This is a genomic window from Flavobacterium sp. NRK F10, from assembly GCF_024054235.1.
GTDB classification, from domain to species: domain Bacteria; phylum Bacteroidota; class Bacteroidia; order Flavobacteriales; family Flavobacteriaceae; genus Flavobacterium; species Flavobacterium sediminis.
In genome coordinates, this window is sequence record NZ_JAMXLC010000001.1 from 2,714,113 (window position 1) to 2,739,420 (window position 25,308).

Here is a 25,308-nt window from a genome sequence, read left to right on the forward strand (position 1 = left end):
TACAGCGTATTTAAAGGACTAATTAGTATATTTGCTATGCAATTTAAACTTTTAGAATAACAAATCATAATATAACTTTCATAATTCTTCAGAGAATGACATTAATCAAATCTATTTCAGGAATTCGAGGTACAATAGGAGGTAATGTTGGAGATAATTTAACCCCGGTTGATGCCGTGAAATTTGCTTCAGCCTACGGAACGTTCTTAAAACAAAACGCTAAGTCAGATTCAAAATTAAAAGTAGTGATAGGCCGAGATGCCCGTATTTCGGGACCAATGATCCATCAGTTAGTGGTCAATACATTGATCGGTTTAGGAATTGATGTGATCGATTTAGGTTTATCTACAACACCAACAGTTGAAGTGGCAGTGCCAATGGAAGGTGCTGAAGGAGGAATTATTTTGACGGCATCACACAATCCGAAACAATGGAATGCTTTAAAATTGTTGAATGCAAAAGGCGAATTTTTGAGCGGAGCTGACGGGGCTAAGATTCTGGAAATAGCCGACCAAGAAGCTTTTGACTTTGCTCAGGTTGATGATTTAGGCGAGATTCTTGAAAATGAGGCTTACATGGATATTCATATTGATGAGGTACTGAAACTCCCTTTAGTAGATGTGGAAGCAGTAGCAAAACGTAAGTTCAAAGTAGTAGTTGACGGTGTGAATTCTTCCGGAGGTGTTGTTATTCCTAAGCTTTTAGAAGAAATGGGAGTAGAAGTGGTAAAATTGTATTGTGAGCCTAACGGACATTTTCCGCATAATCCTGAGCCGTTAAAAGAACATTTGGGAGATATTTGTAAGTTAGTAGTGGAAGAAAATGCCGATTTTGGTATTGTAGTAGATCCGGATGTGGATCGTTTGGCTTTTATTTCAAACGACGGAGAAATGTTCGGAGAAGAATATACCTTAGTGGCTGTTGCTGATTATGTATTGAGCAAAACACCGGGAAATACGGTTTCTAATATGTCGTCTTCCAGAGCATTACGCGATATTACTGAAAAGCATAACGGAACTTATGAAGCCAGTGCTGTAGGTGAAGTAAATGTAGTGGAATTAATGAAAAAAACGAATGCGATCATCGGTGGAGAAGGAAACGGAGGAATCATTTATCCGGAATTGCATTACGGGCGTGACGCTTTAGTAGGAGTTGCATTGTTTTTGACCTATTTGGCAAACCAAACGCAAACGGTTGCCGAAATACGTGCCGGATATCCGCAATATTTTATGAGCAAAAATAAAATTGAATTAACCCCTCAAATAGATGTGGATGCTGTGTTAAAAGAAATGGAACAGGTCTATGCTCACGAAAACATTACCACAATTGATGGTGTTAAGATCGATTTCCCAACCGAATGGGTGCATTTGCGTAAATCCAATACCGAACCGATCATCCGAATTTACACTGAGGCTCCTTCGCAAGTTGAAGCAGATGCTTTGGCAGAGCGCTTTGTAGAAGAATTGAAAAAAATAGCCGGAATTTAGTTAGCTAAAGAATCATAAATAAAAAAGAGAACTTAATTGTAAGTTCTCTTTTTTATTTTCAAGATTTCCAACCAATTTGTAAAGCGTAAACGTTTTTACCGTCTTTGGTTATGGAATAAACACTTTCTATTTCGTTTGCAGCGCAACAAATGTTAGCTTTGTCCTTTAAATTGAGCTCGCGCATAAAATTGATGTCTAAAGTGGCAATTTTACACTGTAATAATTTCTCAGGATCTTCAGCATCCAAACACCATTCCAGATATTTAACATTGTTAACGTGATTGACGATATCAATATCCGATAAGGTTACTTCATACGGCAGACATAATGCGGATCCCTCCGGAATATTAATTTTTTCAGTTGGCTTCTCAGTTGCCGAAATATCATATTTTTCAAAGTGATCGTGTGGCATGGCTAAAGCATCCGGACGTCGTGTTTGAGTATTGATAACGGCCCAAAAAGTTTCACAACCTACAATTTTTTCGCCATTCAGATGCATTTCCAAACAGCGCACCGAACGTGAGTTTTCTAAGCTCTTAATCCATGTTTTTACAGTTACGACATCACGCCATTTTGGTAATTTTAAAATTTCTACGCGCATTCGGCTCAAAACCCACGCTTGCTGCTTCAATTGCAGATCAGAATAACTGATACCGCCTTTATCAGCATGAGAACCTGCTGTTAACTGTAATAAGTTGCATAGATCTGTATATTTCAAGTATGCATTTGGGTAACAATGTAAAAAACTGATTTCAAAAGTTTCTTCTAAAACAGAGGAAAAATCGGGTGCTATAGGCATAGTTATGAGTTTTTGAGGTCTGTAATTTGTTTCTCAATGACAGCGATTATTTCTGTAACAGAAGTTAAATAATCAAACCAATGAACATTTTCAGTACGCTTAAACCATGTGATCTGGCGTTTTGCAAAGCGCCTTGTGTTCGTTTTGATCTGTTCAATGGCTTCAGCCAAAGTTATTTTTCGGTCAAAATAGTCAAATAGTTCACGATAACCGACAGTTTGTAAAGCATTCAGATGTTTATTGGGATACAGTTTTTTAGCTTCTTCTAACAAACCTTCCTGCATCATGTTATCGACGCGTAAGTTAATACGTTCGTACATCTTTTCTCTGTCAGCTTGCAGACCAATGATAATAGGTGTAAAATTGCGTTGAACGGAACGCTTGCCTAAAAAACCGGAGTAAGGCTTTCCTGTTCCCAAACAAACTTCCACAAAACGTTTCATGCGTTGCGGGTTGACCAAGGTTTGCGGGTTTTCAGCTTCCAATTTTTGATAGTAAACCGGATCTGATTCTTTGAGCTTTTGCCGGAGGTATTCAATCCCGAACTTATCATAATCTGCATTTATCTGCTCCCGAACTGAAGCGTCAATCTCCGGAAACTCATCAAAACCTTTCAGTACAGCATCAACATATAGCCCCGAACCACCTACCATGATCTGAACGTTATTTTTGGTGAATAACTGATCTAACAGGGGTAAGGCTTCCTGTTCAAAGTCGCCAACAGTATAGGTGTCAAAAACGGATTTATTCCGGATAAAATGATGCGGAGCAGCCGCTAATTCTTCTGTGGTAGGAACAGCAGTACCGATTGACATTTCTTTAAAGAACTGACGACTGTCACAGGAAAGGATATCGCAGTTAAAGTGTTGCGCCAACTTAATGCTTAAAGCCGTTTTTCCAATAGCTGTCGGACCTATGATGGTAATTAAATAATTCATTTATGATAGAGCACTACCGCAATGATAGCAAAATTTAGCATTTTCTGTATGATCTGAAGTTCCGCAATGGGAACATTTTGTCGGTTTTGTCTTTCGTACCTGATGGCTGTATTCCGCCGAAACGATTCCTGTAGGAACTGCGATAATTCCGTAACCTAAGATCATAACGATGGTTGCAATGAATTGACCAATAGTTGTAGCCGGAGCAATATCTCCGTAACCAACTGTTGTTAAGGTTACAATACACCAGTAAATACTTCTGGGGATACTCGTAAAGCCACTGCTGGGACCCTCGATCATGTACATTAAAGTTCCCAAAAGGATAGAAATGATCATCACGAAATAGATGAAAACAATAATTTTGGATTGGCTGGCTTTTAATGCTAAGCGAAGATTAGAAGCTTGTCCTGTAAAATGAGCCAAGTTTAAAATACGGAATAATCGCAATAAACGTAGCGCCCGTATTACCGATAAAACACGTGTTTGCGGAATAAAGAAAGACAAATAAATGGGCATTATAGAGAGTAAATCAATAAGGCCATAGAAACTAAAGATGTAGCGAAATGGTCTTTTGTTCGATAGAATGCGTAAAATATATTCAATAGTGAACAAAACAGTAATAAACCACTCGATAGCATATAAAATGGTATGGTATTGTGTGTTGAACTCTTTTACAGATTCCAGCATTACAATAACCACGCTTAAGAGGATAAAACCTAGTAAGACCAAGTCAAACATACGACCGGCAAAAGTATCGGTACCGTAAATGACAGTATAAAGTTTCTTTTGAATTTTACTCCATTTGTTGTTTGATTGCTGCATGCTAAAAACGAATGATCTTAACTTTATTTTTTCGGATGAAGCTTTGAATGATAGTTTTAATATCCCGATTGTGCTGCATCGGACTGATCAGGTTTTTCAGAATATCTACGTTGATGATCTGATGATTTAGATCGTAAAAGCAATATCCTTTATAAATTCCGTTTTCTATCAGAACAGCACTTTTTTCCTCTACACTTCTTCCTTTGTCAATGATAACCATAGTATTGTTCTCAAAGGAACTTTCAGCAATAAAAGTTTGTACTCTTTGATTGTATTCTTCCGGTTTTTCCTTGTCTATACAGGCGCCATAGCATTGTTTAATATCGTACTGAAAGCAGCTTTTTTTAGTATCATATAAGCCGTTAATTTTCTGGCATAGATGATACTTTTCAGTTATTTTAAATAGAAAAGTTCTTCCTTCCTGCTGTGTACCAAATGAAGTGATCTCTTTTTTACGTCCGTCAGCTTTCTGTACTTTTAGGGCTAAATACCCTTTTTCATTTTTCTCCGTATACAAAGCCCATTGAAAAATAGTCCGACGTTGGGCGCGATTGTAGATCGGTTTATTGATTTTGATCTCTTCACTTTCTTTAAGTAGTGCGATGAGTTCACTACCGGTTTCTTCAAAAGTTACGGCATACACTTCTCGCTGTATCTTTTTGCTTTTGCTTGATGTACCTGTAAAATGCTGATTGACCCTTTTTTTTATGTTTTTACTTTTACCAATGTAAATAACATCACCTTTTTCATTGTGAATATAATAAATACCAGTCTTAGAAGGTAAATTTTCCACAATATCCAGCAATTTAGGAGACATTCCAGATTTTAATTCAGTTTTGACAAAACCTTTAACGATCTCTTTTTCTTTGTCTTTAGAAAGTAATAATTTAAAAAGTTTTACGGTAGCCATAGCATCTCCGCTGGCACGATGACGATCGGCAATAGGAATGCCTAAACCGCGAACCAGTTTTCCTAAGCTGTAAGATCTTTGATCGGGAATTAATTTTTTAGATAGTTCCACCGTATCAATTGTCGGTCGGGTAAAATCGTACCCCAAGCGATTGAATTCCATTCGGATAACACGGTAGTCAAAAGAAGCATTATGAGCCACAATGATACTACCTTCGGTAATTTCAATAATACGTTTGGCTACTTCGAAGAATTTAGGTGCACTACGAAGCATGGCATTATTGATTCCGGTAAGTTTTACCACAAATGGCTGGATCGGGATTTCAGGATTTACTAAACTAATAAATTGATCCACTACATCATGTCCGTCGAATTTGTAGATCGCAATTTCAGTAATTCCTTCTTCGTTATACTGACCACCAGTGGTTTCTATGTCTAATATTGCGTACATTTTTCAATGTCAATCTCAATCTCAAAAAACAATGTCAATCTCAAAAAACAATAGTTAAAAATTGAATTTTGCAATTGATACTGTAATTGCTATTGAAAAATTATTTTTTGTTAATGATCATTTTTGAAGCAATTGTAATCAATTCTTCCACTTCTTTTAAAAGTAAAATCTTTATCTGTATTTGTTTCCTGAGCTTCACCAAAATTTAATGAGGCACTTCCTTACGAACGAATTAATTGATTTTTGTAATATTCATTTTCATAACGTTCATTCAAATTTCTTGTAAAGAAAATACATTCTCCTGCAAAACAAACCAATTGATCTTCAAAATTGAATATTTTTTCGTAAAAAGTATTGTTTTTCATCCATTTTAATTCAAATTGTTACGATAATACTTTTTGATTACAATTGTTATTGATATTGTCTTGCTCCAAATATACTACTTCCTATTCGAACCATCGTGCTACCACAGGAAATTGCTAATTGGTAATCGCCACTCATGCCCATGGATAACGTTTTTAGCTGACAGTTTTCGGTGTTTAGTGTTGCATATTTGTCAAAAAGAGATTTTAAATAGGTGAATTCTTTTCTGATCTGATTTTGATCTTCTGTAAAGGTAGCCATTCCCATTAAGCCTACAATTCGAATATTTTTTAAATTATTGTTGTCACTTCGAGCGGAGTCGAGAAGTTGTTTCAGTATCTCTTCTAATTCCTTTTCATCTAAACCGAATTTACTTTCTTCTTCCGCAATATGAATCTGAAGCAAACAGTCGATAACTCTATTGTTCTTTTCGGCTTGCTTGTTGATCTCTTGTAAAAGTTTCAAGCTGTCAACACCGTGAATCAAGCTCACAAATGGCGCAATAAGTTTTACTTTTCTCGATTGCAAATGCCCGATGAAATGCCACTGAATATCTTTGGGAAGCTGCTCGTGTTTTTCAACTAATTCTTGTACATAGTTTTCACCAAAAATGCGTTGACCCACCTCATAGGCTTCCATTAGATCTGAAATCGGTTTGGTTTTTGAAACGGCTACCAAAGTTACGTCTTCAGGTAATGAAGATTTTATTTCTGTTAGATTTATTGCTATTGACATAAGTTAATTTTCTACTCCTAATATATTTCTAAAATCTTTAATAAGTTCATTTATTATTTCAAACGTGTAATCTGAAGAATCTTTCGATAGTTTATCCCATTTAGGTTTCAATGATTCAATAGGTACATTTTTTTCTAGTAGAATATTTGTAAATTCTGTAGTTATAAAACTATATTCTTCTAAAAAAATATCAATTTTAGTTGATAGCTTTTCAGAAAAATAAATTTTATTTGGAAGATAATATTTTTGAAAATCTTGAAAAGAGTTTGAAAAGTTATTAATTATATGAATATTATTATTAATATGGTTTGGTTTAATTTTAAAGACATCATTTAAAGAAGATTGTAATATAAGCATTTTGAGATATAATTCTTTTATAACTTTTGCTCTTTCAGAATGTAAATTTGTAAATTTAATATTAAACTCGTGGAGTTTTGCATCTAGTATGTGTTGGAAGTTTTTGTTTTCTTGCTCAATTTTCATTTTATGATTTTCTAAATTTTGAGCTAATTCCTTTTTTTTAATTTCTATAATTTCTTTAAAAAAATACTCAATTAAATTTTTTCCCCATACTAAACCAACAAGAATTAGTAAGGCAGGAGGACCCGAAGATATCAATAATTCTATTAACTTATCCATATTTAATATTATGTGATTTAGCTCTGCTGAACTTACGTTTCTCCTTCATCGAAAGGACAAAGTTAAACAAATCTAAAGTTCATATACAACTAAACCACTTCTAAACTTAGGTTCAATATAAGTGCTTTTAGGCGGCATAATCAAATCAGCATCAGCAATGGCTTTGATCTCATTAATATCGGAAGGATAAAGCATAAAACCGACTTTGAAATCTCCGGAATCGACTTTTTCCATAATAGAAGCGATAGATTGTTTTCCGGAAAGATACGAAATTCGTTCATCATTGCGTAGATCTTCAATGCCGAGAATAGGTTGTAAAACGCAATCGTATAAGATCTGTGCGTCTAAATTAGTGAGAACAGATTCTTTTTCTTTGGTATTCGATTGGTAAACCAAAGCATAGAACTTACCATTCAGGTACATACCGAATTCTCCTTTTTGAGTTGGTTTCCACAATTCTTGTTCTTTCGGAATGACTATAAAATGCTTTTTCAGTTCTTCCAGAAAAGCGTTTTGAGAAAGTCCGTTCAAATCTTTAATCAAGCGATTGAACTCGTAAATTTTCACATTACTTTCGGCAATTAAGAAGCTCATAAAATAATGCAAGTTAGGATTGTTTAAATGTTTGTCCTGATCGTACAAAGCGCTGGCAGAGGCCGATCGGTGATGGCCATCGGCAATATAGAGGTTCGGAATTTCTTCAAAATATTCCTGAAGCCAGTCGATCTCGTTTTGCGTATCGATTTTCCACAACGAATGAATCTCGTGATTAGGCGTTGCAAATTCGTAAAAAGGTTGGCTCTTTTTCTTTAGGTTGATCCAAGTGTGAATAGCCGGATTATCGGGATAGGTAATTAGGACCGGTTCGGTATTAAAATGTGTTTGGTGCAGGTAATCTTTGAACAACTCTACCCGAAATGCTAAAGTATCTTCGTGTTTCTTGATCTTATTTTCCTGATAATCCAAAATAGAAGTTCCGGCTATGATGCCTGTAAAAACTTGTTTCTTGTTCTTGATTTGGTACAGATAGAACGCTGCTGCTTCGTCGGTCACTAAAATTTCTTCAGCCTTAAAGTTTTCGTATTGTTTTTTGACGGATTGAAACCGTTTTTCAACAGCAATGGTTTGCATGTTCTGATAGGCCGGACTAATGATATGCAGAAATGAATACGGATTGAATTCCAGCCAGGCTGCCAGTTCAGCAGGGGAATACTCGTCATAAGACCGACAAGTAACCCAAGCTGCCTTTTCCGGCGCCGGTCGAACAGCTTTAAAAGGGATGATTTTGGCCATAATTTGGTCGAATGTCAAAAGTTGAAAGTCAAAAGGTTGAGAATTACTTTCCGGCTTTTGACTTTCAACGTTAAGACTATTTAAATTGTTTTGCTACTTTTTCAGCTTTTCTGCTTTCGCTGTAATCGTAGAAGCCTTCACCTGATTTTACCCCTAATTTTCCAGCCATTACCATATTAACTAATAGTGGACATGGAGCATATTTCGGATTTTTAAAGCCGTCGTACATTACATTTAAGATGGACAAACAAACGTCTAATCCGATGAAATCAGCTAATTGAAGTGGTCCCATTGGGTGTGCCATCCCTAATTTCATTACAGTATCGATTTCTTGTACTCCTGCAACACCGTTATATAAAGTTTCGATCGATTCATTGATCATCGGCATCAAAATTCTATTAGCTACAAATCCCGGATAATCGTTAACTTCAGTAGGTGTTTTTCCTAATTTAACAGACAAGTCCATAATAATTTTAGTGACCTCATCAGAAGTATTATAACCACGGATGATTTCAACCAATTTCATGATAGGCACCGGATTCATAAAATGCATTCCGATAACACGCTCCGGATGAACTACTGTTGCAGCAATTTGTGTAATGGATATAGAAGATGTATTAGTTGCTAAGATTACATTGTGGTCGCAAACTTCGCTTAGCTGTTTAAAAATATTTAGTTTTAAAGTTATATTTTCAGTAGCCGCTTCTACAACTAGGTCACAACCTACAACACCGTCTTTAACATCTGTATACGTAATGATGTTGGCTAATGTTTTGTGCTTGTCTTCTTCGGTAATAGTTCCTTTTGAAACCATACGATCCAGGTTAGAGGCAATTGTGCTCATTCCTTTTTCAATGGCTTTTTCAGAAATGTCGATTAATTTTACGGTAAAACCGGTTTGTGCAAACGTATGAGCGATTCCGTTACCCATTGTTCCTGCACCTATTACAGCTATAGTGTTCATGTTTTATATTAGTTTGTTTTAGTTTCTTTTTTGTATTACAATTATCTGTTTTTCTCCATAGAAGCTATGATTTGATACGCTACACGTAAAGCTTCGGTACCATCTTCTAAGGTCACAATAGGAGTAGTATTATTGTTAATAGCATCAGCAAAAGTTTCTAATTCGTCTAAGATAGCGTTATTAGTATGAACTTCTGGATTGTCAAAATAGATCTGTTTTTTAATTCCTTCGGCATTTTGCAGGATCATATCAAAATCACCCGGAACTTCAGGAGCGTCTTTCATTTTTACGACTTCACAAACTTTGTCTAAATAGTCCACTGAAATGTAAGCATCCTTTTGGAAGAAGCGCGATTTACGCATATTTTTCATTGAAATACGGCTTGAAGTAATGTTGGCGACACAACCATTTTCAAATTCTACGCGGGCATTGGCAATATCAGGTGAATCAGAAATCACAGCTACACCACTGGCATGTACGTCTTTTACTTTTGATTTTACAACGCTTAAAATAGCATCAATATCGTGAATCATCAGGTCAAGAACTACAGGAACATCAGTACCACGGGGATTAAATTCTGCCAATCGGTGAGTTTCAATGAACATCGGATTGTGAATCTGATCTTTTACGGCTTTAAATGCCGGATTAAATCGTTCCACATGACCTACTTGCCCTTTAACATTATACTCTTTAGCTAGTTTAATGATGCCTTCGGCCTCTTCTACGGTATTTGAAATCGGTTTTTCTAAGAATATGTGCTTTCCGGATTTTATTGCCTGAACAGCACATTCATAGTGTGACAGTGTAGGCGTTACAATGTCGACAACATCAACGGCAGCAATGAGTTCTTCTATGGAGTTAAATTTGGTATAGCCAAATTCTTTGGCTACTTTATCGGCATTTTCTTTGAAAGGATCGTAGAAACCTACTAATTCGTATTTTTCAGATTGTTTGAGTAAACGTAAATGTATTTTGCCCAAGTGACCGGCACCCAGAACACCAACTTTTAACATAATGAAAGTATTTTGAACAAAAATAAGGTTTTTGTTTCAAGTTTCAAGTCAAATTTCTTAGGTTTTTTGGTTTTTCTTTTTCTTGTTTTTTGTGTTTTTTAACATTATTTTTACCCTAAAGAAATTTGGTCTATGTTGAACGACACTCAGAAACATCAGGGGCTTAGAAATAAGTTGGTTACGCTTTTAGAAGAAAAGGGAATAACCGACAAAAATGTTCTGGAAGCTATTCGGAAGATTCCAAGACATTTGTTCTTAGACTCCAGTTTTGAAGATTTTGCTTATCAGGATAAAGCTTTTCCGATAGCAGCAGGGCAAACGATATCTCAGCCTTATACAGTGGCTTTTCAGAGTCAGTTGCTTGAGGTAAAAAAAGGAGATAAAATATTAGAAATAGGGACGGGTAGTGGTTACCAATGTGCTGTTCTGTGTTTAATGGGAGCTCAGGTTTATTCTATTGAACGCCAAAACGAGTTGTTTAAAAAAACATCATTGTTCCTGCCTAAGATAGGCATTCGTCCGAAGCGACTCATATTCGGAGACGGATATAAAGGCTTAGAGTCAGAGGCTCCGTTTGATAGTATCATCGTTACAGCAGGTGCTCCGTTTATCCCGCAGCCTTTAATGGCGCAGTTAAAGATAGGCGGAAGAATGGTCATTCCGTTAGGAGAGGATCATCAGATCATGACAATGCTGATCCGTAAGAATGAAACACAATTTGAGAAGCATGAGTTCGGAGAGTTTCGATTTGTACCTTTATTAGAAGATAAAAATTAAATAGCGATCAATTTTTTGACACTATATAAATACCTACACTTAAATAATTTAAATCTCTGCATGAAAAAAATTTTAATGTTATGCCTGATCTTGTTCGGTTTTTCTGCTTTTGCCCAACAAGACTATTCTACAGTAATGGATCTGTTACTGAATAACAAAAGAGAAGAAGCTCGAAAATTATTCAACAAGCAATTTGGGAAAACAAAAGATAAATCAATTGATTTATTGTTCTTAGATGCTATGATTGATGAGCAAAACGGACGGATCAATTATGATGCGACCTTGCTTCAGAAAATTGAGAAGTTGCCGAATGCCGTTTATTACATTGATCCTTTTATCAATGATAATTTTGTAATGGCTAATGTAAATGATGAAAAATATGATGATCTGACCTTTGAAAAGATTGACTTTTTAGCGCAGTCAGAAGTTTTCAGAAATCGGGATATTGTGAAATACCGAAAAGCTGTTTCCGAAAATAAACGTTTGCGCTATGAAGAAGGAAAAAAATATATTGCTCAGCTGCATACAATAAGTGCGTGGCAGTTTTGCGGTGTTTTTGAAAACTTAAATAGCAGCGGTCTGGATACGGAATACGAACCGGAAACGTATGCTAAAAACGACAAAGTATTTGAAGCGAATAGTAACGGGCAAGTAGGATGGTACAATCCTAAGATTCCTGAGTACGATGGTTATAATTTTTTCTCTAATGAAAGTGAATACGGAAGAGGAATCATGTATGCACAAACTTTTGTGGATGTCCCTGCAGATAAAGAATATTTGTTGCAATTCGGTACATCTTCCGGGATAAAGGTATTTGTTGACGATGTAGAAGTTGCATCTGCTTATGAAACCGGAAGAACGAATATTAATGCTTTTAATTATTGGTTAACATTATCTAAAGGTACTCATCGCATCCTACTTAAAGTAGAGTGTTCCGGTAATGATTATTTTTCTGCTCGTTTGGTAAATAAAGATCTTTCGAATCCGACAGAATTACAATTTTCCTCTGTTTATAAGGATTATGCAGGAGGGACAACAGTTGCAGCCACAGAAACAACGTTAGATTATGAGAAGTATTTTCAGGATCTGGTAACTAAAAATCCTGAAAATGTGTTGTATAAATTGTTCTTGTTTAAAGCTTATGAGGCAAATCATAAGAAAGAATTAGCACATAAAGCAATAGAAGGCTTAGATACTAAATACCCTAAAAGTTCTTTGATCGCCCGTTACATGATAGGATATTACAGTATGGATGATAACTATGATAAGATCGAGGAGCTGAATAAGAATATAGAAAACAATGATGAAGACTATTATTATACGGTATTATTGAAAATGAAAGACGGTAATTGGCTTAAAGAAGCTCAGATCAAAGACTTAGAAAGCTATGCCGAAAAATCAAAAAAATACATCAGTAAGACTTATAGCTTATTGTTTCAATTCATGGTGGCTTCAAGACAATCTAATATTGATAAAATGTTTGAATTGTTAGATGATTTAATAGCGGAAAGCCACAACAAAGAAGGTTATATACTGTCTAAAGCTAATTTATACAATAATCTAAAAGACGATAAGACCACATACATAGAAATATTAGAAGGGATTGTAAAAGAACATGAGGATTTTGATGCCGTAGGCAAATTGGTTGAATTTTACAGCGATTCTAATAGAAAAGAAGATGTAAAACAGATCATTTTGAGTCGTTTGAAAGTGTATCCGTATTTTAATTCATTGCGAGATGCGTATATCGGAATGTTAATCAATGAAAACCAATATAAGGAAGCGTTAACCTATGTAGATGAAAATCTGGAATTTTTCCCGTATTCGTTTGAGAATTTTGAACAAAAGGCAGATATTTATCGTTTGATGAAAGACAACAAACAAGCGGAAACATATTATCTAAAAGCTCTTTCTCATGATTCTTCTAATAGTTCATTACGTAAAAAATTATACGATTTAACGAATACACCTGACGAAATAGAGGTAGTGGAAACGAAAGATGTTTATGATCTGATTGAAAAAAGACGTAACACAGCTTTAAAAGGAGATTATGGTGTTTCATTACTTTTAGATGAATATATCGTTAATGTATTGCCGGAAGGCGGACGCAAATCCAAAGTTCGTTTTATTTACGAAGTAACGGCTGAAAACGGTATTGAGAACCTTAAAGAGTATTCTTTGAATACTTACGGGATCAATCTGATAAAATCTGAGATCGTTAAAAAGAACGGAACTCTTGTTCCTGCTGAAGATAGCGGTTCTATGTTAGTTTTTCCTAATTTGGAAGTAGGCGACGTCGTTTATATTGAGTACGATTATTATTCTAATTCGTATGGACGATTCTACAAAGACTTTACGTCAGGATTTACCTTTAACGGTAGTTATCCGGTAGTGGAATCCACTTTTTCAATTATTCATGATCCTAGTTTAGATCTGAAAATAACCTCTAAGAACGGAAACGTAAAACTGACGGAGAAAAAACTGAAAAAGAAAGTAATCAAGCAGTGGAAACAAGAAAACACACTAAGTATTCCGATCTATGAAAAGTATGCTCCGGAATATTCTGATCTAACTAAAACCATAAGCGTCGGAACCATTAAGTCATGGAGTGTTATTGCCGATTGGTATGCTGATCTGGTAAAGAAAAATATAAAATACGACCGAATAACTCAAAATGCGTTTAAAGAGATCTTTCCAGAGGGAATAAACGGAATTTCTGAAAATGAAAGAGCCGAAAAGATCTACAGATATATTTGTGATAATATAACTTATAGTTTCTTAGATTTCAGACAAAGTGGTTATGTTCCGCAAAAACCATCTAAAACGTTAACCACTAAATTAGGAGACTGTAAAGACTTGTCAACGTTGTTTGTAACCCTAGCACAGGAAGCAGGTTTGCAATCTAATTTGGTTTTGGTATTGACTAATGATAACGGATTTAAAACACTTTCACTGCCTTCTAAAGATTTCAATCACTGTATTGTAAGAGTTATGATTGACGGTAAGGAGACGTTCCTGGAAATGACAGATCGTTATTTACCTTTTAAAGCTTTACCGATTTCTTTATACCATGCCAATGCTTTAGTGATTAATTTTGATAAGGCAAAAAATCAGGAAGCACAATTGATCAATATACCGTTTGATAATGCTATTGTAAATAAAAATGTAACCAAAACCATTATCAATGTAAGCGAAGACAAAAAAGAGTTTACAAATAACCATGTGTTATACGGAAGCCCGAAATCATACTATAATGAGTTGTTTTCAAATGCCACAACCGAAGATGTAAGAAAGAAAGAATTTGAAGAAATGTATAATTCTCGTCTTAATAAGGTTGTTTTAATGAAAGATTCAAAATTATTATCCACTGATAAATATTCAGAGAGTGTTAATTTTGAAACCGGTTTTACGGTAAATGAAAAACTACAACAGTTAGGAAGTCTTAAGATATTAAGTATACCGTTTATCGATCAGGTATATACTAAAGACATTATCTCAAAAGAGAACCGTAACTATTCCATTTCATATATAACCTATGAAAATGTAAAAGATTATGAGTCTGAAGTAGTACTTAATATTCCGGAGGGAAGTAAATTCATTGAATTGCCGGAAAATAAAGATCTGAGCTATAAAGGCCATCATTATGAATTACAATATGAATTGGCAAAACCGAATCAACTAGTCGTAAAAAGAAAAGTAACGTTGGATTGGAATGATATTCCGTCAGATGATTATGCCGATTTCAAAAAATATGTAGAAGAGGTAATTGCTGCCGAAGAACAGATCGTAGGGTATAAATAAGTAAATCTTAATAGACAACAAAAAGCCGGGTCATGACCCGGCTTTTTGTTGTATTATCTCAAACTGGTTAGCTTTTGTTTTAAGACTTCTAATTCATCAAGGATTTCAGATATCTGCTCTTCCTTTTTAGCACCTTTACCAACATCAATGCCTTTTTCCTGAAGAATTTCAGATATAGCCTGTATCGCAAAAGGATTAATGTCAAAGCTATGGTTTAATTTTACTTTGTACCACGCCACTAAAAGTGCTTTAAGATCCAGTTCCAATATATCGGCTAATAACTGAACTTGTTTGCGGGTAGGAATGCGGTAACCATTCTCGAATTTACTGATTAAAGCCTGATCGATCGATGCTACTTCGGCCAATTTTCGAGTGGTAAGTTCTTTGTCGTAACGTCCTTGTTTTAAAAGCTGTTGCAGAGTTTGCATGAGTTGATCTTTGCTTAAAAGTAACAAAAAAACTAATACCGTTTTTTGATTCTGTCCAAATCACGTTTTGTATCGCGATCTTTCATGGTTTCGCGTTTATCATAGTTTTTCTTACCTCTACACAAAGCAATGTCCATTTTAGCCAATCCTTTTTCGTTGATGAATAAGCGCAGCGGAATGATCGTTAAACCCTTATTCTCACTATCTTTTTGAAGTTTTTTGAGCTCTTTTCTGTTTAGAAGAAGTTTTCGTTCGCTTTTAGCTCTGTGATTGTAATGCGTACCGTAAAGGTATTCCTCAATGGTAGAATTGATGACAAATAATTCATTATGGTGAAATTCACAAAAACTTTCGGCAATAGATGCTTTTCCCATTCGGATTGACTTTATTTCGGTTCCGGTTAAAACAATTCCGGCCGTATATTTGTCAATTATTTCATAATCAAACTTCGCTTTTCTGTTAAGTATGTTTACCGTTTTTTGCATAGGAGAGCAAATTTAGGATAAAAAATATTGTTCCGAATAGTTTAAATTAAAATTTAACTGGAAATTTTTTCTAAAAGCTGATTTTAATCATGTTTTCCCTGTTATTAAGCCAATATCTTTGGCCTATAATTTTAAACCTAATACAAGATGAGAAAAATATTTTTAACCCTACTGTCAGTTACATTTTTAGGGATCGGGTTTGCAAGTGCACAAGAAAGTGAAGAAGTAAAAACAGCAGATTTCAGCAAATGGCAAGTTAGATTAAGAGGAGTAGGAGTTATTCCGAATGAAAGTTCTACTATCGGAATTATCGGTGGGGAAGCAGCTATTTCAAATAGCTTCATTCCGGAACTGGATTTTACGTACTTCTTTACAAAAAATATTGCCGCTGAATTAATTTTAGGAACTACTAAACATGATGTTAAAGCAGTTGGAACAGCAGCCGGTGAAGTTGATTTAGGGAGTGTTTGGTTATTGCCACCTACTTTAACAGCGCAATATCACTTTTATCCGACAAAAGATAAATTATTCAAACCTTATATCGGAGCAGGTGTAAACTATACGATATTTTATGGGGTAAAATCAGGAGATGTGGCAGACGTTACTTATGATAATGCTTTCGGATATGCAGCTCAGATAGGTTTTGACCTTATGTTAACAGATAAATTTTTCTTAAACGTAGATGCAAAGCGTCTATTTTTAAATACGGATGTAACTGTTGATGCTTCAAATTTAGTTCCAGGATTGAGTATTCCTGCAGATGTTGACATCGACCCATGGTTGTTCGGGTTCGGTGTTGGTATGAAGTTTTAATGGGTTATTGGTTAGTTTTAAAAATGGGTTGCTGAAATTTTTAGCAACCTATTTTTTTTTGTAACATTTTTTTGTAACTTTAGGTAATACAAACCAATAAATAAAGACAAAAATTGAAAGACTATGACTGCTAATTTCGAATTGATTGATAAAGAACTGATAAGTTCTTTACATTTCCCCCAAACTGAAGTTCTGTTTGAAAAAGAAGACATCTTACAGCGAAGAAATGATTTAGACAGAGCGCTATCATTAGGAAACTTAGAGCATGTGAAAATCAAGATCTTTTTTGAAGATGATAGCAATTTTAAAGTTGTTGAAACGACTATTTGGGGAGTTACCGACACTCGGGTAATTCTAAAACAAGGTGTTATTATCCCTGTAAACAGAATCCATAAGATTGTTTAAGTTTATTGATTTTTATAAAATCTCAATTTTGTAACCTAGTTTTTTTGAAGAATTAGGTTGCAAAATTATGACTCCTTCTTTTTCTAAGAAATTGCCATTATGGTTTGTATTATCGGCTAATCCTTGCCACGGCTCCAGACACAGAAAAGGAGCTTTTATTTTTTTCCAAATGCCTAGAAACGGAAAATCCTGAAAATAGAATTTTAAAACCGGTTTGTTGTGCTCAGCGAGGAATAAGTAGTTTGATTCCAGGGTTTTAAATACCAATGCATCATTTTCAAACAAAGTGTCACTTAGCAGGATCTCTCCGTTCTTACTTTCTATTATTGAAAAGCTTCCGTCAAAATTCTCATGAGTAAGATGATAACTTTTAAAAAGATCTTCTTTCTCAAATTGTAAGCTATAGTTCTCAACAGGATTTTCCAGTCTGAATGCAGGATGTGCTCCAATGGAGAAAGGCATTTCAAAACTGTTTTTATTAATAATTTCAAAAGTGATTTCTAAAACATTACCATTTAAAACGTAGTGGTATAAAAAATCGAAATCAAAAGGATAAACCTTTACGGTTTCTTCGTTTGTGCTCAGTTTAAAAATAACACTGTTTTCCGTTTGTTTCAGAACGTCAAATTCATAATTGCGGGCAAAACCATGTCTGGGTAAGCTAAATTCTTTTCCGTTTAAGGTGTATTGATCATTTTTTAAACGTCCTACAATAGGGAACAGCACCGGAGAAGTTTTATTCCAGTATTGTTCATCAATAGTCCAAATGTAATTTCGATGGTCTTTTTCAAGTGATAGGAGTTCGGCTCCTAAAGTAGTGATCTGTGCTGAGATATTTTGATTTGAAAGACTAATTTTCATATTTGATCAAAGTCACGTTTAAGAATACTATAGATCACAGTATCCAAAAATTCTCCGTTGTAAAATTCGTTTTCAATTAAATGCGCTTCTTTTCTAAAACCGTTTTTTTGCAAAACCCGTTCTGAAGCAATATTTCGGGGATCTATAATTGCTTCTATAGAATGAAAATTAAGAGCATTAAAAGCGTAATTTAATAAGGTATTAACCGCTTCTGAAACATAACCTTTGTTGTGGTGCTCCGGCAAGATCATATATCCTAATTCTGTTCTAAAATTTTCCGGTTGCGTGCGGTAAAACCCCATGATCCCGATACAGGAATTATTCCCTTTTTCAGTGACAGCCCAATTGATATCTGTATTAGCATCGATTTTATCATTGATCATTTTAATATGTGCTAATGCTTCTTCCTGACTACTGACTAAAGGGCGTGGGATACATTCCATTACCTTAGGATCACTGCGTAATTGTAAGACAGCAGGCACATCATTATCGGTTAGTTTACGAAATCGTAAACGCTCGGATTCCAATACAGGAAAAGGAGAAAAATTGAGTTTAAGCATCTTATTCTGAAAATTCTAATATAAAGTAAATGTACAGAGAAAAGTATAACTTTTCAATAAATGTTAGGCAGGATTTTCTGACGGAGCTCAATTGGACTGAAAATAATTCCCTTTGAAGAATATATAACACAAGTTTAACTGGTTTTGAATAAGGTAGTTAACACAGGTTGAGGTTAATGTTTTGTAATTTTGGATAGCATCAGAAATAGTAACTAAAAAGGGGAAGCAAACGGAAACCTTAGAACAAGTATCAAATAATCAATCAAAAACCGAAACGTTATGAGAACATTAATTTTTATTTTATTTTGTAGTTTTACTTCGTTGAGCTTCTCTCAATCAGAAGAAGAAGTAAAATCAGCTAGGAACGGGGGAGTGCCATTAGAAGAATTACCGGAGATTGTCATCACAAAAATAGGAGATGATTTCTCTGTTTATTTACCATACAAGAATCCGGATCTGAGTATTCAGAGTATGCAAAAATACTTTATAGCATATGATCTGGGGAAAGACTTTGAAGGCTATGACACATATTTGGTTATGATGAAAAATGAAAAAGGACTATTGACAGCAACTTATAATCAAAAAGGGAAACTGATACGGGTTGTTGAAAAATATGAGAATGTTACTTTACCGGATAATGTTATTGTTGCCGTTCTGAAAGCCTATCCGGGTTGGGGAATAGTTGAAGATAAGTTTCATTATGTACAGGCAGATGGTGACATACACAAAAAAGAATATTGGGTAAAGATTCAGAAAGGGAAAAAAACAAAAAGAATAGCAGTTGCACCTAACGGTGATATTCTCAATGGAAACTGATCTTTAAAAATAAAAGGACTTGTTTTACAAGCCCTTTTATTTTTTTTTGAATACCAATGCCGCTATTAATGCAAAAACAAGACCTAACGGTAAAATTTCGGTATAGGTAATGACAATAACCATTACCGGATTTTTATACAATTCACCGAATTGTTTAATTTCTTCTTCTTTTTGAGCCAAAAGCTCAGGATCAGTGATCGTTTTTTTAGCTTCTTCTAGCTGGAATTGCCCGTATTTTTCAATAAAATCAGGAAAAAAAGTATAGTACTCAATGAGCCATATTAAGACGTAGATCGTAGAGATTAATAAAGCAATCAATACACCCAATACCAGAGCTTTTTTAAAACTGACTGTACCATTATTCTCTCTTCGGTATTGAAAGACACCTGTGAAAATAAAGAGAAAAGCCAGGATCATACCTCCGAAACCTAAAACGTAATTAGGTTGAAAATCCGGATCGTTCATTAAAGAAACTGTTCCGTAGATCATAAAGGCAGATACAATTAGTCCGCCAATTAATCCGTTTTTTAAAATAATTGTTTTCATGTTTTTGGTTTGTTTAAACCAAATATAAAAAAAACGCCTGACAATTTTTTAGTCAGGCATTTTTAGATTCGGTTATATTTAATTTTTATTCCCTGTCAGCATCTAAATCTGAAGAATTTTGTAGTTGTTGTGCTTTTAAAGCCTCTGAATTTCTTACATAACTTTCAGATTGTTCTTTGCTCGCTCCATATAATTCCGGGTGTAAGTAAGTCCCTTTGAACTCTTTTTCTTTTTCAGGAACGATTCTATTCTCATTAGCAAACTTATCTGCTCTTACAGCTGTAATTTGCCAACTTACCTCTACATTAGGCTGATTAGTTTGAATTACGAATTTATTATTTTGTATTTTTTCTTTGATGATTGCCTGAGCAAAAGTACCGATCGTTGTTAACTGATATCTGAAGTCTTTATTTGCAGCCTCAAAATAGCGTGGTAAAGTCACTGTAACATATCCATTAGCATCAGTTGTTGCATTTCCGGAATAAATATTCATCATATCCGGAGATTCCACAAAACTGTGAATTAAATATTTATTTTCTGGATCTAAAGGGTGATCAATTTTAAAAGTTCCTCCTCCTTTTGCTATGTTACCTGTAACATTCAAATCTCCTGTTATTGTTACATTTCCTGTAAAATCAGAATCGCCGTCAACAGAAAGTCTATTAGCGGTATTTGAATTGTAATTTGTACCTAATCGTAATTGTCTGATGTTTGAATATCCGCTTCTGTTGAATCTGGCAATGGTATCCGGAGCAGGACATCCACCGATTAAATATAGATTGTTTAAGTTTCCGTTATGTTGGAATTTGATACCACATTCAGAAGCTGAATAATTGGTATCCTCAGCAAAATGCAATTCACCAGAATCTACATTATTAAAATTATTCATGTTTCCAATAGCCATTTTAGGAGCTCCTGTATTAGTAACATAGAAATTCAAATTAGAGTTGGTAACATTTGGTCCTACAACAACGCTTCCTGTATTAGCATTGTTAATGTTAGTTCCGTTAGTAGTCCATTCTGAACCGGCAATTCCACCTGAGTTTTTAGCAAATAGAGCATAAGGAACACTTAACAGTTGACTGGCTCCTGAAATAGTATAAGAAGTACCTCCTGCCGGATCAATCTCTGTTTGAATATAATAAGATCCTGTTGACCAATCGATAGTTGTAAAGTCACCGGAAACAACTGTTCCGTTTCCTACTTCAATGCTAATCAGTCCGTTTGCATTTGTTGTCGGAGTTTGTGTCTCTACATAAACAGCTGTTCCTGTAGAAGAACCTTGTAAAATACTTATTTGCATTCCTACTGTAGTAGAAACAAGAAGGGCATCACCTGAATCTCTGATTACAGCCTGATAGCTCATTTTTTCAGGAGCCTGAGCTAAAATAGTTAAAGAGAACAGGATAGTAAATAAAAAGTATATTTTTTTCATAATGATTGTTTTTAGTGTTTGATAATTTTATAAGTTTTAACTTCTTTATTCTGATCTGATATCTGTAAAAAATAAACTGCTGAAGGCAAGTCACTTACCGCTATTTCTGTAATGTCAGAAGCTATTTTGTCGCTTTTTATAACCTTTCCGTTAATGTCAACAAGTTTAAAGTTTAAGCTTAGATTTTCACTATTCGTCATTTTTAAGGTAAGGATATCCGTACTCGGATTAGGGTAAATACTGACGTTTGTGATTAATTCTGAAAAATTTTCGGTAGCTAATACTTCAGATATCTCATAGGGTTGTTGTACTCCTTCAATGGTGTATCCGTTAGATCCCGAATTAGTATTGTAGTCAATTTGTCCTACAGAGTAGGAGACAGAACCGGTTGTTCCTGTAAGATCTCCACCTGAAGAAGTGGGAGATTGTTGTGCAAAACAATTGGAAATACCTAAGTAGAAAACAATTGTCAGGAAATGCAATAACTTGTTTGCTTTCATATTTAACTGATTTAATTAATAATTATTAGACTTAATTAAAATTTAATCAGAAAACAGTCAGAAAAAAATACAGTTTTTTGGGGCATTGTACTGATTAAAATTACGCTTTAACAAAAATAGTAAAGTACTGATCTTGTTCAATGGGTAAAAATACCTGTTTTTCTAAAAAAAAACAAAACACCCGGCAACATTTAAAATGCTATCGGGTGTTTCAAAAAATCCAACCAACCAAATAAATCCTAATATATAAAGAGAATTATTATGCTTTATGTTCTTCTAAGTGATTTCTAAACACTAGTTTCCCGTCAAAACTATCCAGTAAAATAATACTGTCAGTAGTAACTTTACCGGAAAGGATCTCTTTGGAAAGTTCATTAAGAACTTCTCTTTGTATAACCCTTTTTACCGGACGAGCTCCAAATTCGGCATCGTACCCTTTTTTAGCTAAATAATCAATTGCTTCAGGTGTTGCATCTAATGTAATATGTTGATGTGCCAACATTTTAGTAAGACCTTTTAATTGCAATTGAACGATCTGTCTGATGTTATCGGTAGTAAGCGGAGTGAACATGATAATTTCGTCAATTCTGTTTAAGAACTCAGGACGAACAGATTGTTTTAGCAGACCTAATACTTCTACTTTAGCATTCTCGGCTGCTGCTTCAACATTTCCTTTCAGGTTTTCAAATTTTTCCTGAATGATATGGCTTCCCATATTGGAAGTCATGATGATAATCGTGTTTTTGAAATCTGCCAAACGTCCTTTATTGTCTGTTAAACGTCCTTCATCTAAAACCTGTAACAAGATGTTAAAGGTATCGGGATGTGCTTTTTCAATTTCGTCTAACAATACAACAGAGTAAGGTTTTCTACGTACAGCTTCTGTCAATTGTCCTCCTTCATCATAACCTACATATCCCGGAGGGGCACCTACTAAGCGGCTTACACTATGGCGCTCCTGATATTCACTCATATCGATACGGGTAATCGCATTTTCATCGTCAAATAAATATTCAGCTAAAGCCTTAGCTAACTCCGTTTTACCCACTCCGGTTGTCCCTAAGAAAAGGAATGAACCTATAGGTTTTCTGGCGTCTTGTAATCCGGCTCTGCTACGTCTTACAGCATCACTGATCGCTTGAATGGCTTCTTCTTGCCCAACCACACGTTTGTGTAGTTCGTCTTCCAAATGAAGCAGTTTTTCACGTTCGCTTTGTAGCATTTTGGTAACCGGTATGCCTGTCCATTTAGCAACAACTTCCGCAATATCATCTTGTGTAACCTCTTCTTTTATTAAAGAATGTCCTTCCTGATCTTCATGCAATTGTTGTTGGTAAGTTGCCAATTGTTCTTGTGCGTCTTTAATTTTACCGTAACGAATTTCGGCTACTTTACCATAATCGCCTTCGCGTTCGGCTTTTTCGGCTTCTAATTTGTAATCTTCGATCTGTTGTTTTGCATTCTGGATATTATCGACCACTTCTTTTTCAGATTGCCATCTGGCGAAAATTTCATTGCGTTCTTCTTTTAAATTGGCTAATTCTAATCCTAAAGATTTTAACTTAGTTTCATCATTTTCCCGTTTAATAGCTTCAATTTCAATTTCCAATTGCATGATCTTACGATCCAAAACGTCCAATTCTTCCGGTTTTGAATTGATCTCCATTCGTAATTTAGAAGCGGCTTCGTCCATTAAGTCGATAGCTTTATCCGGAAGAAAACGATTGGTAATATAGCGTTGTGAAAGTTCCACTGCAGCAATAATAGCGTCATCTTTGATACGAACTTTGTGATGGGTTTCATATTTTTCTTTTATACCTCGTAGAATGGAAATAGCACTTTCCGTATCCGGTTCGTCTACCATAACTTTTTGGAAACGACGTTCTAAAGCTTTGTCTTTTTCAAAGTATTTTTGATATTCGTCTAAAGTAGTAGCACCAATGGCTCTTAGCTCACCTCTGGCTAAAGCCGGTTTTAAGATATTAGCAGCATCCATGGCTCCTTCGCCGCCTCCGGCACCTACAAGTGTATGGATCTCATCGATGAACAATACGATTTCTCCTTCACCGGAAGTAACTTCTTTTACCACAGATTTTAAACGTTCTTCAAATTCTCCTTTGTATTTAGCTCCGGCGATCAATGCTCCCATATCCAGTGAGTAGATCACTTTATCTTTTAAATTCTCAGGAACATCACCGGCTACAATACGATGAGCCAAGCCTTCTGCAATAGCTGTTTTACCAACTCCGGGCTCCCCGATCAGCATCGGGTTGTTTTTAGTTCTCCGGGTTAAGATTTGTAGAACACGTCTGATTTCTTCATCACGTCCAATCACAGGGTCTAATTTTCCTGTTTTGGCTAATTCATTTAGATTTTTTGCGTATTTATTCAATGAGTTATAGGTGTCTTCAGCCGAAGCAGAAGTAACTCTTTCTCCTTTTCTTAGTTCTGCAATGGCAGCTTCTAATCCTTTTTCAGTAACTCCTTGGTCTTTTAAGATCTGAGCTACTTTACTTTTTGATTTAAAAATAGCTAATAATAAATGTTCAATGGAAACATATTCGTCGTTCATTTTTTTAGCAATAATACTGGCTTCGTTTAAAGCAGTTCCTGCTTCACGTGATAACATGATGTCACCGCCTGAAACTTTAGGAAAGCTTTCCAGTGTACTGTCTAAAACTTTTTTGAATAGTTCTACGTTAACATTTAGTTTCTTTAAAAGAAACGGTGTAACATTTTCATCAACTTCTAAGATACCTTTTACAAGGTGTTCGTTTTCTATTTGTTGATGACCGAAGCTTTGTGCAATTTGCTGTGCTTGTTGTAAAGCTTCTTGTGATTTGATGGTTAAATTCTTTAAATTCATAATTAATAATCTCCTTTTTGTGCGTTGTTTTAAAGCTGTTTTTCGTTAGCTTTGCTCGTATATAAACAATTTGTATTCCACTACTAAGTTAAGGACAAATTGGCTTAAAATTGCCCGATTTTTAGGATAAATAAGGACAAAATGTCTTAAATTGATAGAAAAATGAGTTTTTTTGGTAAAATGTTTGACAAAAAGGCAGATGATAAAGAGTCATTGCCTCATGTTTTTTGGAACTGTTTAGAAGAGGTTTCGTTTGATGCAATTGAAAAACAATCGTTTGAAAAGCCAATCGTTATTTTTAAACATAGTACTCGCTGTAGTATTAGTCGATTTGTATAGAATCGTTTTCAACAGGATTATGATATTCCTGATGAGAAGGCTGTGGTATATTATTTAGATTTATTAGCGTATCGATCCATTTCTAATGAAATAGCTGAAAAGTTCGGAGTTATCCATCAATCACCTCAAGTAATTGTATTAAAAGAAGGAAAAGCTGTTTATAATGCTTCGCATGATGCTATTGAAGTCGAAAAGTTAAAATTTCTGTTATAGAAAAGATGATTTATAAAAAAGCCCTTGATCTTGTCAAGGGCTTTTTTTTT

Annotated in this window: 24 protein-coding genes and 1 pseudogene; 7 read left to right on the forward strand and 18 right to left on the reverse strand. The window is 34.9% G+C overall.

Features of this window, described 5'->3' with window-relative positions; all coding sequences use genetic code 11:
- The first annotated feature begins 95 nt into the window (after positions 1–95).
- The gene (glmM, locus tag NHF50_RS12270) at positions 96–1,487 is read left to right on the forward strand and encodes a phosphoglucosamine mutase (protein ID WP_252776712.1); all 1,392 of its coding nucleotides are present in this window, start codon (positions 96–98) and stop codon (positions 1,485–1,487) included.
- A gap of 58 nt (positions 1,488–1,545) precedes the next feature.
- On the opposite strand, the gene NHF50_RS12275 is transcribed toward glmM, so the two are convergent.
- From NHF50_RS12275 to NHF50_RS12320, 10 genes are all read right to left on the reverse strand, one after another.
- Positions 1,546–2,286 carry an acyl-[acyl-carrier-protein] thioesterase gene (locus tag NHF50_RS12275; RefSeq protein ID WP_252776714.1) on the reverse strand — a complete coding sequence of 247 codons (741 nt, stop codon included), beginning with the start codon at positions 2,284–2,286 and terminating at the stop codon, positions 1,546–1,548.
- Positions 2,287–2,288: 2 nt separating this feature from the next.
- Positions 2,289–3,224, reverse strand: coding sequence for a tRNA (adenosine(37)-N6)-dimethylallyltransferase MiaA (miaA, locus tag NHF50_RS12280; RefSeq protein WP_252776717.1), 936 nt, complete (start codon positions 3,222–3,224; stop codon positions 2,289–2,291).
- Positions 3,225–4,046: an ion transporter gene (locus NHF50_RS12285; RefSeq protein ID WP_252776719.1), complete on the reverse strand. Its 822-nt coding sequence runs from the start codon at positions 4,044–4,046 to the stop codon at positions 3,225–3,227. It abuts the gene before it with no gap.
- 1 nt (position 4,047) lies between these two features.
- Entirely contained in the window at positions 4,048–5,406 is a 1,359-nt protein-coding gene (locus tag NHF50_RS12290; RefSeq protein WP_252776721.1) for an exonuclease domain-containing protein, read from the reverse strand.
- A 221-nt stretch (positions 5,407–5,627) separates the two neighbouring features.
- A complete protein-coding gene (locus tag NHF50_RS12295) occupies positions 5,628–5,771 on the reverse strand; it encodes a hypothetical protein (RefSeq protein WP_252776724.1) in 144 nt (47 codons plus the stop codon).
- Positions 5,772–5,817: 46 nt separating this feature from the next.
- Positions 5,818–6,504, reverse strand: coding sequence for a YggS family pyridoxal phosphate-dependent enzyme (locus NHF50_RS12300; protein ID WP_252776726.1), 687 nt, complete (start codon positions 6,502–6,504; stop codon positions 5,818–5,820).
- Between the two features lie 3 nt (positions 6,505–6,507).
- Entirely contained in the window at positions 6,508–7,143 is a 636-nt protein-coding gene (locus NHF50_RS12305) for a hypothetical protein (protein ID WP_252776728.1), read from the reverse strand.
- 72 nt (positions 7,144–7,215) lie between these two features.
- Entirely contained in the window at positions 7,216–8,436 is a 1,221-nt protein-coding gene (locus NHF50_RS12310; protein ID WP_109569940.1) for a DUF1015 domain-containing protein, read from the reverse strand.
- A 76-nt stretch (positions 8,437–8,512) separates the two neighbouring features.
- Complete coding sequence (locus NHF50_RS12315; protein WP_252776730.1) at positions 8,513–9,400, reverse strand: 3-hydroxyacyl-CoA dehydrogenase family protein; 888 nt, start codon at positions 9,398–9,400, stop codon at positions 8,513–8,515.
- 41 nt (positions 9,401–9,441) lie between these two features.
- The gene (locus tag NHF50_RS12320) at positions 9,442–10,413 is read right to left on the reverse strand and encodes a Gfo/Idh/MocA family protein (RefSeq protein WP_252776732.1); all 972 of its coding nucleotides are present in this window, start codon (positions 10,411–10,413) and stop codon (positions 9,442–9,444) included.
- Between the two features lie 135 nt (positions 10,414–10,548).
- Between NHF50_RS12320 and NHF50_RS12325 the strand changes: the two genes are divergently transcribed.
- Complete coding sequence (locus tag NHF50_RS12325) at positions 10,549–11,190, forward strand: protein-L-isoaspartate(D-aspartate) O-methyltransferase (RefSeq protein WP_252777337.1); 642 nt, start codon at positions 10,549–10,551, stop codon at positions 11,188–11,190.
- A gap of 60 nt (positions 11,191–11,250) precedes the next feature.
- On the forward strand, positions 11,251–14,991 hold the full coding sequence (locus tag NHF50_RS12330) for a transglutaminase domain-containing protein (RefSeq protein WP_252776733.1): 3,741 nt from the start codon (positions 11,251–11,253) through the stop codon (positions 14,989–14,991).
- Positions 14,992–15,044: 53 nt separating this feature from the next.
- On the opposite strand, the gene NHF50_RS12335 is transcribed toward NHF50_RS12330, so the two are convergent.
- Together NHF50_RS12335 and smpB are read right to left on the reverse strand one after the other, a co-directional pair.
- Positions 15,045–15,419 (reverse strand): helix-turn-helix transcriptional regulator, encoded by a 375-nt coding sequence (locus tag NHF50_RS12335; protein ID WP_252776734.1) that lies wholly within the window; start codon positions 15,417–15,419, stop codon positions 15,045–15,047.
- Between the two features lie 32 nt (positions 15,420–15,451).
- Positions 15,452–15,904, reverse strand: coding sequence for an SsrA-binding protein SmpB (smpB, locus tag NHF50_RS12340; RefSeq protein ID WP_109569945.1), 453 nt, complete (start codon positions 15,902–15,904; stop codon positions 15,452–15,454).
- A gap of 147 nt (positions 15,905–16,051) precedes the next feature.
- Here smpB and NHF50_RS12345 point away from each other — a divergent pair, with 147 nt between their 5' ends.
- The gene (locus NHF50_RS12345) at positions 16,052–16,717 is read left to right on the forward strand and encodes an OmpW family protein (protein WP_109569946.1); all 666 of its coding nucleotides are present in this window, start codon (positions 16,052–16,054) and stop codon (positions 16,715–16,717) included.
- A gap of 123 nt (positions 16,718–16,840) precedes the next feature.
- The gene (locus NHF50_RS12350) at positions 16,841–17,122 is read left to right on the forward strand and encodes a hypothetical protein (protein WP_109569947.1); all 282 of its coding nucleotides are present in this window, start codon (positions 16,841–16,843) and stop codon (positions 17,120–17,122) included.
- Positions 17,123–17,134: 12 nt separating this feature from the next.
- Here the strand turns inward: NHF50_RS12350 and NHF50_RS12355 are convergent, their stop codons facing one another.
- Together NHF50_RS12355 and NHF50_RS12360 are read right to left on the reverse strand one after the other, a co-directional pair.
- Entirely contained in the window at positions 17,135–17,983 is an 849-nt protein-coding gene (locus tag NHF50_RS12355) for an aldose 1-epimerase family protein (RefSeq protein ID WP_252776735.1), read from the reverse strand.
- Entirely contained in the window at positions 17,980–18,543 is a 564-nt protein-coding gene (locus tag NHF50_RS12360) for a GNAT family N-acetyltransferase (protein ID WP_252776736.1), read from the reverse strand. The genes NHF50_RS12355 and NHF50_RS12360 overlap by 4 nt, the downstream gene beginning before the upstream one ends.
- 279 nt (positions 18,544–18,822) lie before the next feature.
- Between NHF50_RS12360 and NHF50_RS12365 the strand changes: the two genes are divergently transcribed.
- Positions 18,823–19,359: a hypothetical protein gene (locus NHF50_RS12365; protein WP_109569950.1), complete on the forward strand. Its 537-nt coding sequence runs from the start codon at positions 18,823–18,825 to the stop codon at positions 19,357–19,359.
- A 36-nt stretch (positions 19,360–19,395) separates the two neighbouring features.
- Here the strand turns inward: NHF50_RS12365 and NHF50_RS12370 are convergent, their stop codons facing one another.
- From NHF50_RS12370 to clpB, 4 genes are all read right to left on the reverse strand, one after another.
- The gene (locus NHF50_RS12370; RefSeq protein ID WP_109569951.1) at positions 19,396–19,905 is read right to left on the reverse strand and encodes a DUF4199 domain-containing protein; all 510 of its coding nucleotides are present in this window, start codon (positions 19,903–19,905) and stop codon (positions 19,396–19,398) included.
- A gap of 85 nt (positions 19,906–19,990) precedes the next feature.
- Entirely contained in the window at positions 19,991–21,340 is a 1,350-nt protein-coding gene (locus NHF50_RS12375; RefSeq protein WP_252776737.1) for a hypothetical protein, read from the reverse strand.
- An 11-nt stretch (positions 21,341–21,351) separates the two neighbouring features.
- Positions 21,352–21,840 carry a T9SS type A sorting domain-containing protein gene (locus NHF50_RS12380; protein ID WP_109569952.1) on the reverse strand — a complete coding sequence of 163 codons (489 nt, stop codon included), beginning with the start codon at positions 21,838–21,840 and terminating at the stop codon, positions 21,352–21,354.
- A gap of 259 nt (positions 21,841–22,099) precedes the next feature.
- The gene (gene clpB, locus NHF50_RS12385) at positions 22,100–24,706 is read right to left on the reverse strand and encodes an ATP-dependent chaperone ClpB (protein WP_252776738.1); all 2,607 of its coding nucleotides are present in this window, start codon (positions 24,704–24,706) and stop codon (positions 22,100–22,102) included.
- 180 nt (positions 24,707–24,886) lie between these two features.
- Between clpB and ytxJ the strand changes: the two are divergent.
- Positions 24,887–25,258, forward strand: a pseudogene (gene ytxJ, locus NHF50_RS12390) (bacillithiol system redox-active protein YtxJ).
- Positions 25,259–25,308: the final 50 nt, after the last annotated feature.

Bases quoted from the DNA above. Each gene is read 5' to 3' on its own strand.
- glmM (WP_252776712.1), top strand. From the start codon at position 96: ATGACATTAATCAAATCTATTTCAGGAATTCGAGGTACAATAGGAGGT.
- NHF50_RS12275 (WP_252776714.1), bottom strand. From the start codon at position 2,286: ATGCCTATAGCACCCGATTTTTCCTCTGTTTTAGAAGAAACTTTTGAA.
- miaA (WP_252776717.1), bottom strand. From the start codon at position 3,224: ATGAATTATTTAATTACCATCATAGGTCCGACAGCTATTGGAAAAACG.
- NHF50_RS12285 (WP_252776719.1), bottom strand. From the start codon at position 4,046: ATGCAGCAATCAAACAACAAATGGAGTAAAATTCAAAAGAAACTTTAT.
- NHF50_RS12290 (WP_252776721.1), bottom strand. From the start codon at position 5,406: ATGTACGCAATATTAGACATAGAAACCACTGGTGGTCAGTATAACGAA.
- NHF50_RS12295 (WP_252776724.1), bottom strand. From the start codon at position 5,771: ATGAAAAACAATACTTTTTACGAAAAAATATTCAATTTTGAAGATCAA.
- NHF50_RS12300 (WP_252776726.1), bottom strand. From the start codon at position 6,504: ATGTCAATAGCAATAAATCTAACAGAAATAAAATCTTCATTACCTGAA.
- NHF50_RS12305 (WP_252776728.1), bottom strand. From the start codon at position 7,143: ATGGATAAGTTAATAGAATTATTGATATCTTCGGGTCCTCCTGCCTTA.
- NHF50_RS12310 (WP_109569940.1), bottom strand. From the start codon at position 8,436: ATGGCCAAAATCATCCCTTTTAAAGCTGTTCGACCGGCGCCGGAAAAG.
- NHF50_RS12315 (WP_252776730.1), bottom strand. From the start codon at position 9,400: ATGAACACTATAGCTGTAATAGGTGCAGGAACAATGGGTAACGGAATC.
- NHF50_RS12320 (WP_252776732.1), bottom strand. From the start codon at position 10,413: ATGTTAAAAGTTGGTGTTCTGGGTGCCGGTCACTTGGGCAAAATACAT.
- NHF50_RS12330 (WP_252776733.1), top strand. From the start codon at position 11,251: ATGAAAAAAATTTTAATGTTATGCCTGATCTTGTTCGGTTTTTCTGCT.
- NHF50_RS12335 (WP_252776734.1), bottom strand. From the start codon at position 15,419: ATGCAAACTCTGCAACAGCTTTTAAAACAAGGACGTTACGACAAAGAA.
- smpB (WP_109569945.1), bottom strand. From the start codon at position 15,904: ATGCAAAAAACGGTAAACATACTTAACAGAAAAGCGAAGTTTGATTAT.
- NHF50_RS12345 (WP_109569946.1), top strand. From the start codon at position 16,052: ATGAGAAAAATATTTTTAACCCTACTGTCAGTTACATTTTTAGGGATC.
- NHF50_RS12350 (WP_109569947.1), top strand. From the start codon at position 16,841: ATGACTGCTAATTTCGAATTGATTGATAAAGAACTGATAAGTTCTTTA.
- NHF50_RS12355 (WP_252776735.1), bottom strand. From the start codon at position 17,983: ATGAAAATTAGTCTTTCAAATCAAAATATCTCAGCACAGATCACTACT.
- NHF50_RS12360 (WP_252776736.1), bottom strand. From the start codon at position 18,543: ATGCTTAAACTCAATTTTTCTCCTTTTCCTGTATTGGAATCCGAGCGT.
- NHF50_RS12365 (WP_109569950.1), top strand. From the start codon at position 18,823: ATGAGAACATTAATTTTTATTTTATTTTGTAGTTTTACTTCGTTGAGC.
- NHF50_RS12370 (WP_109569951.1), bottom strand. From the start codon at position 19,905: ATGAAAACAATTATTTTAAAAAACGGATTAATTGGCGGACTAATTGTA.
- NHF50_RS12375 (WP_252776737.1), bottom strand. From the start codon at position 21,340: ATGAAAAAAATATACTTTTTATTTACTATCCTGTTCTCTTTAACTATT.
- NHF50_RS12380 (WP_109569952.1), bottom strand. From the start codon at position 21,840: ATGAAAGCAAACAAGTTATTGCATTTCCTGACAATTGTTTTCTACTTA.
- clpB (WP_252776738.1), bottom strand. From the start codon at position 24,706: ATGAATTTAAAGAATTTAACCATCAAATCACAAGAAGCTTTACAACAA.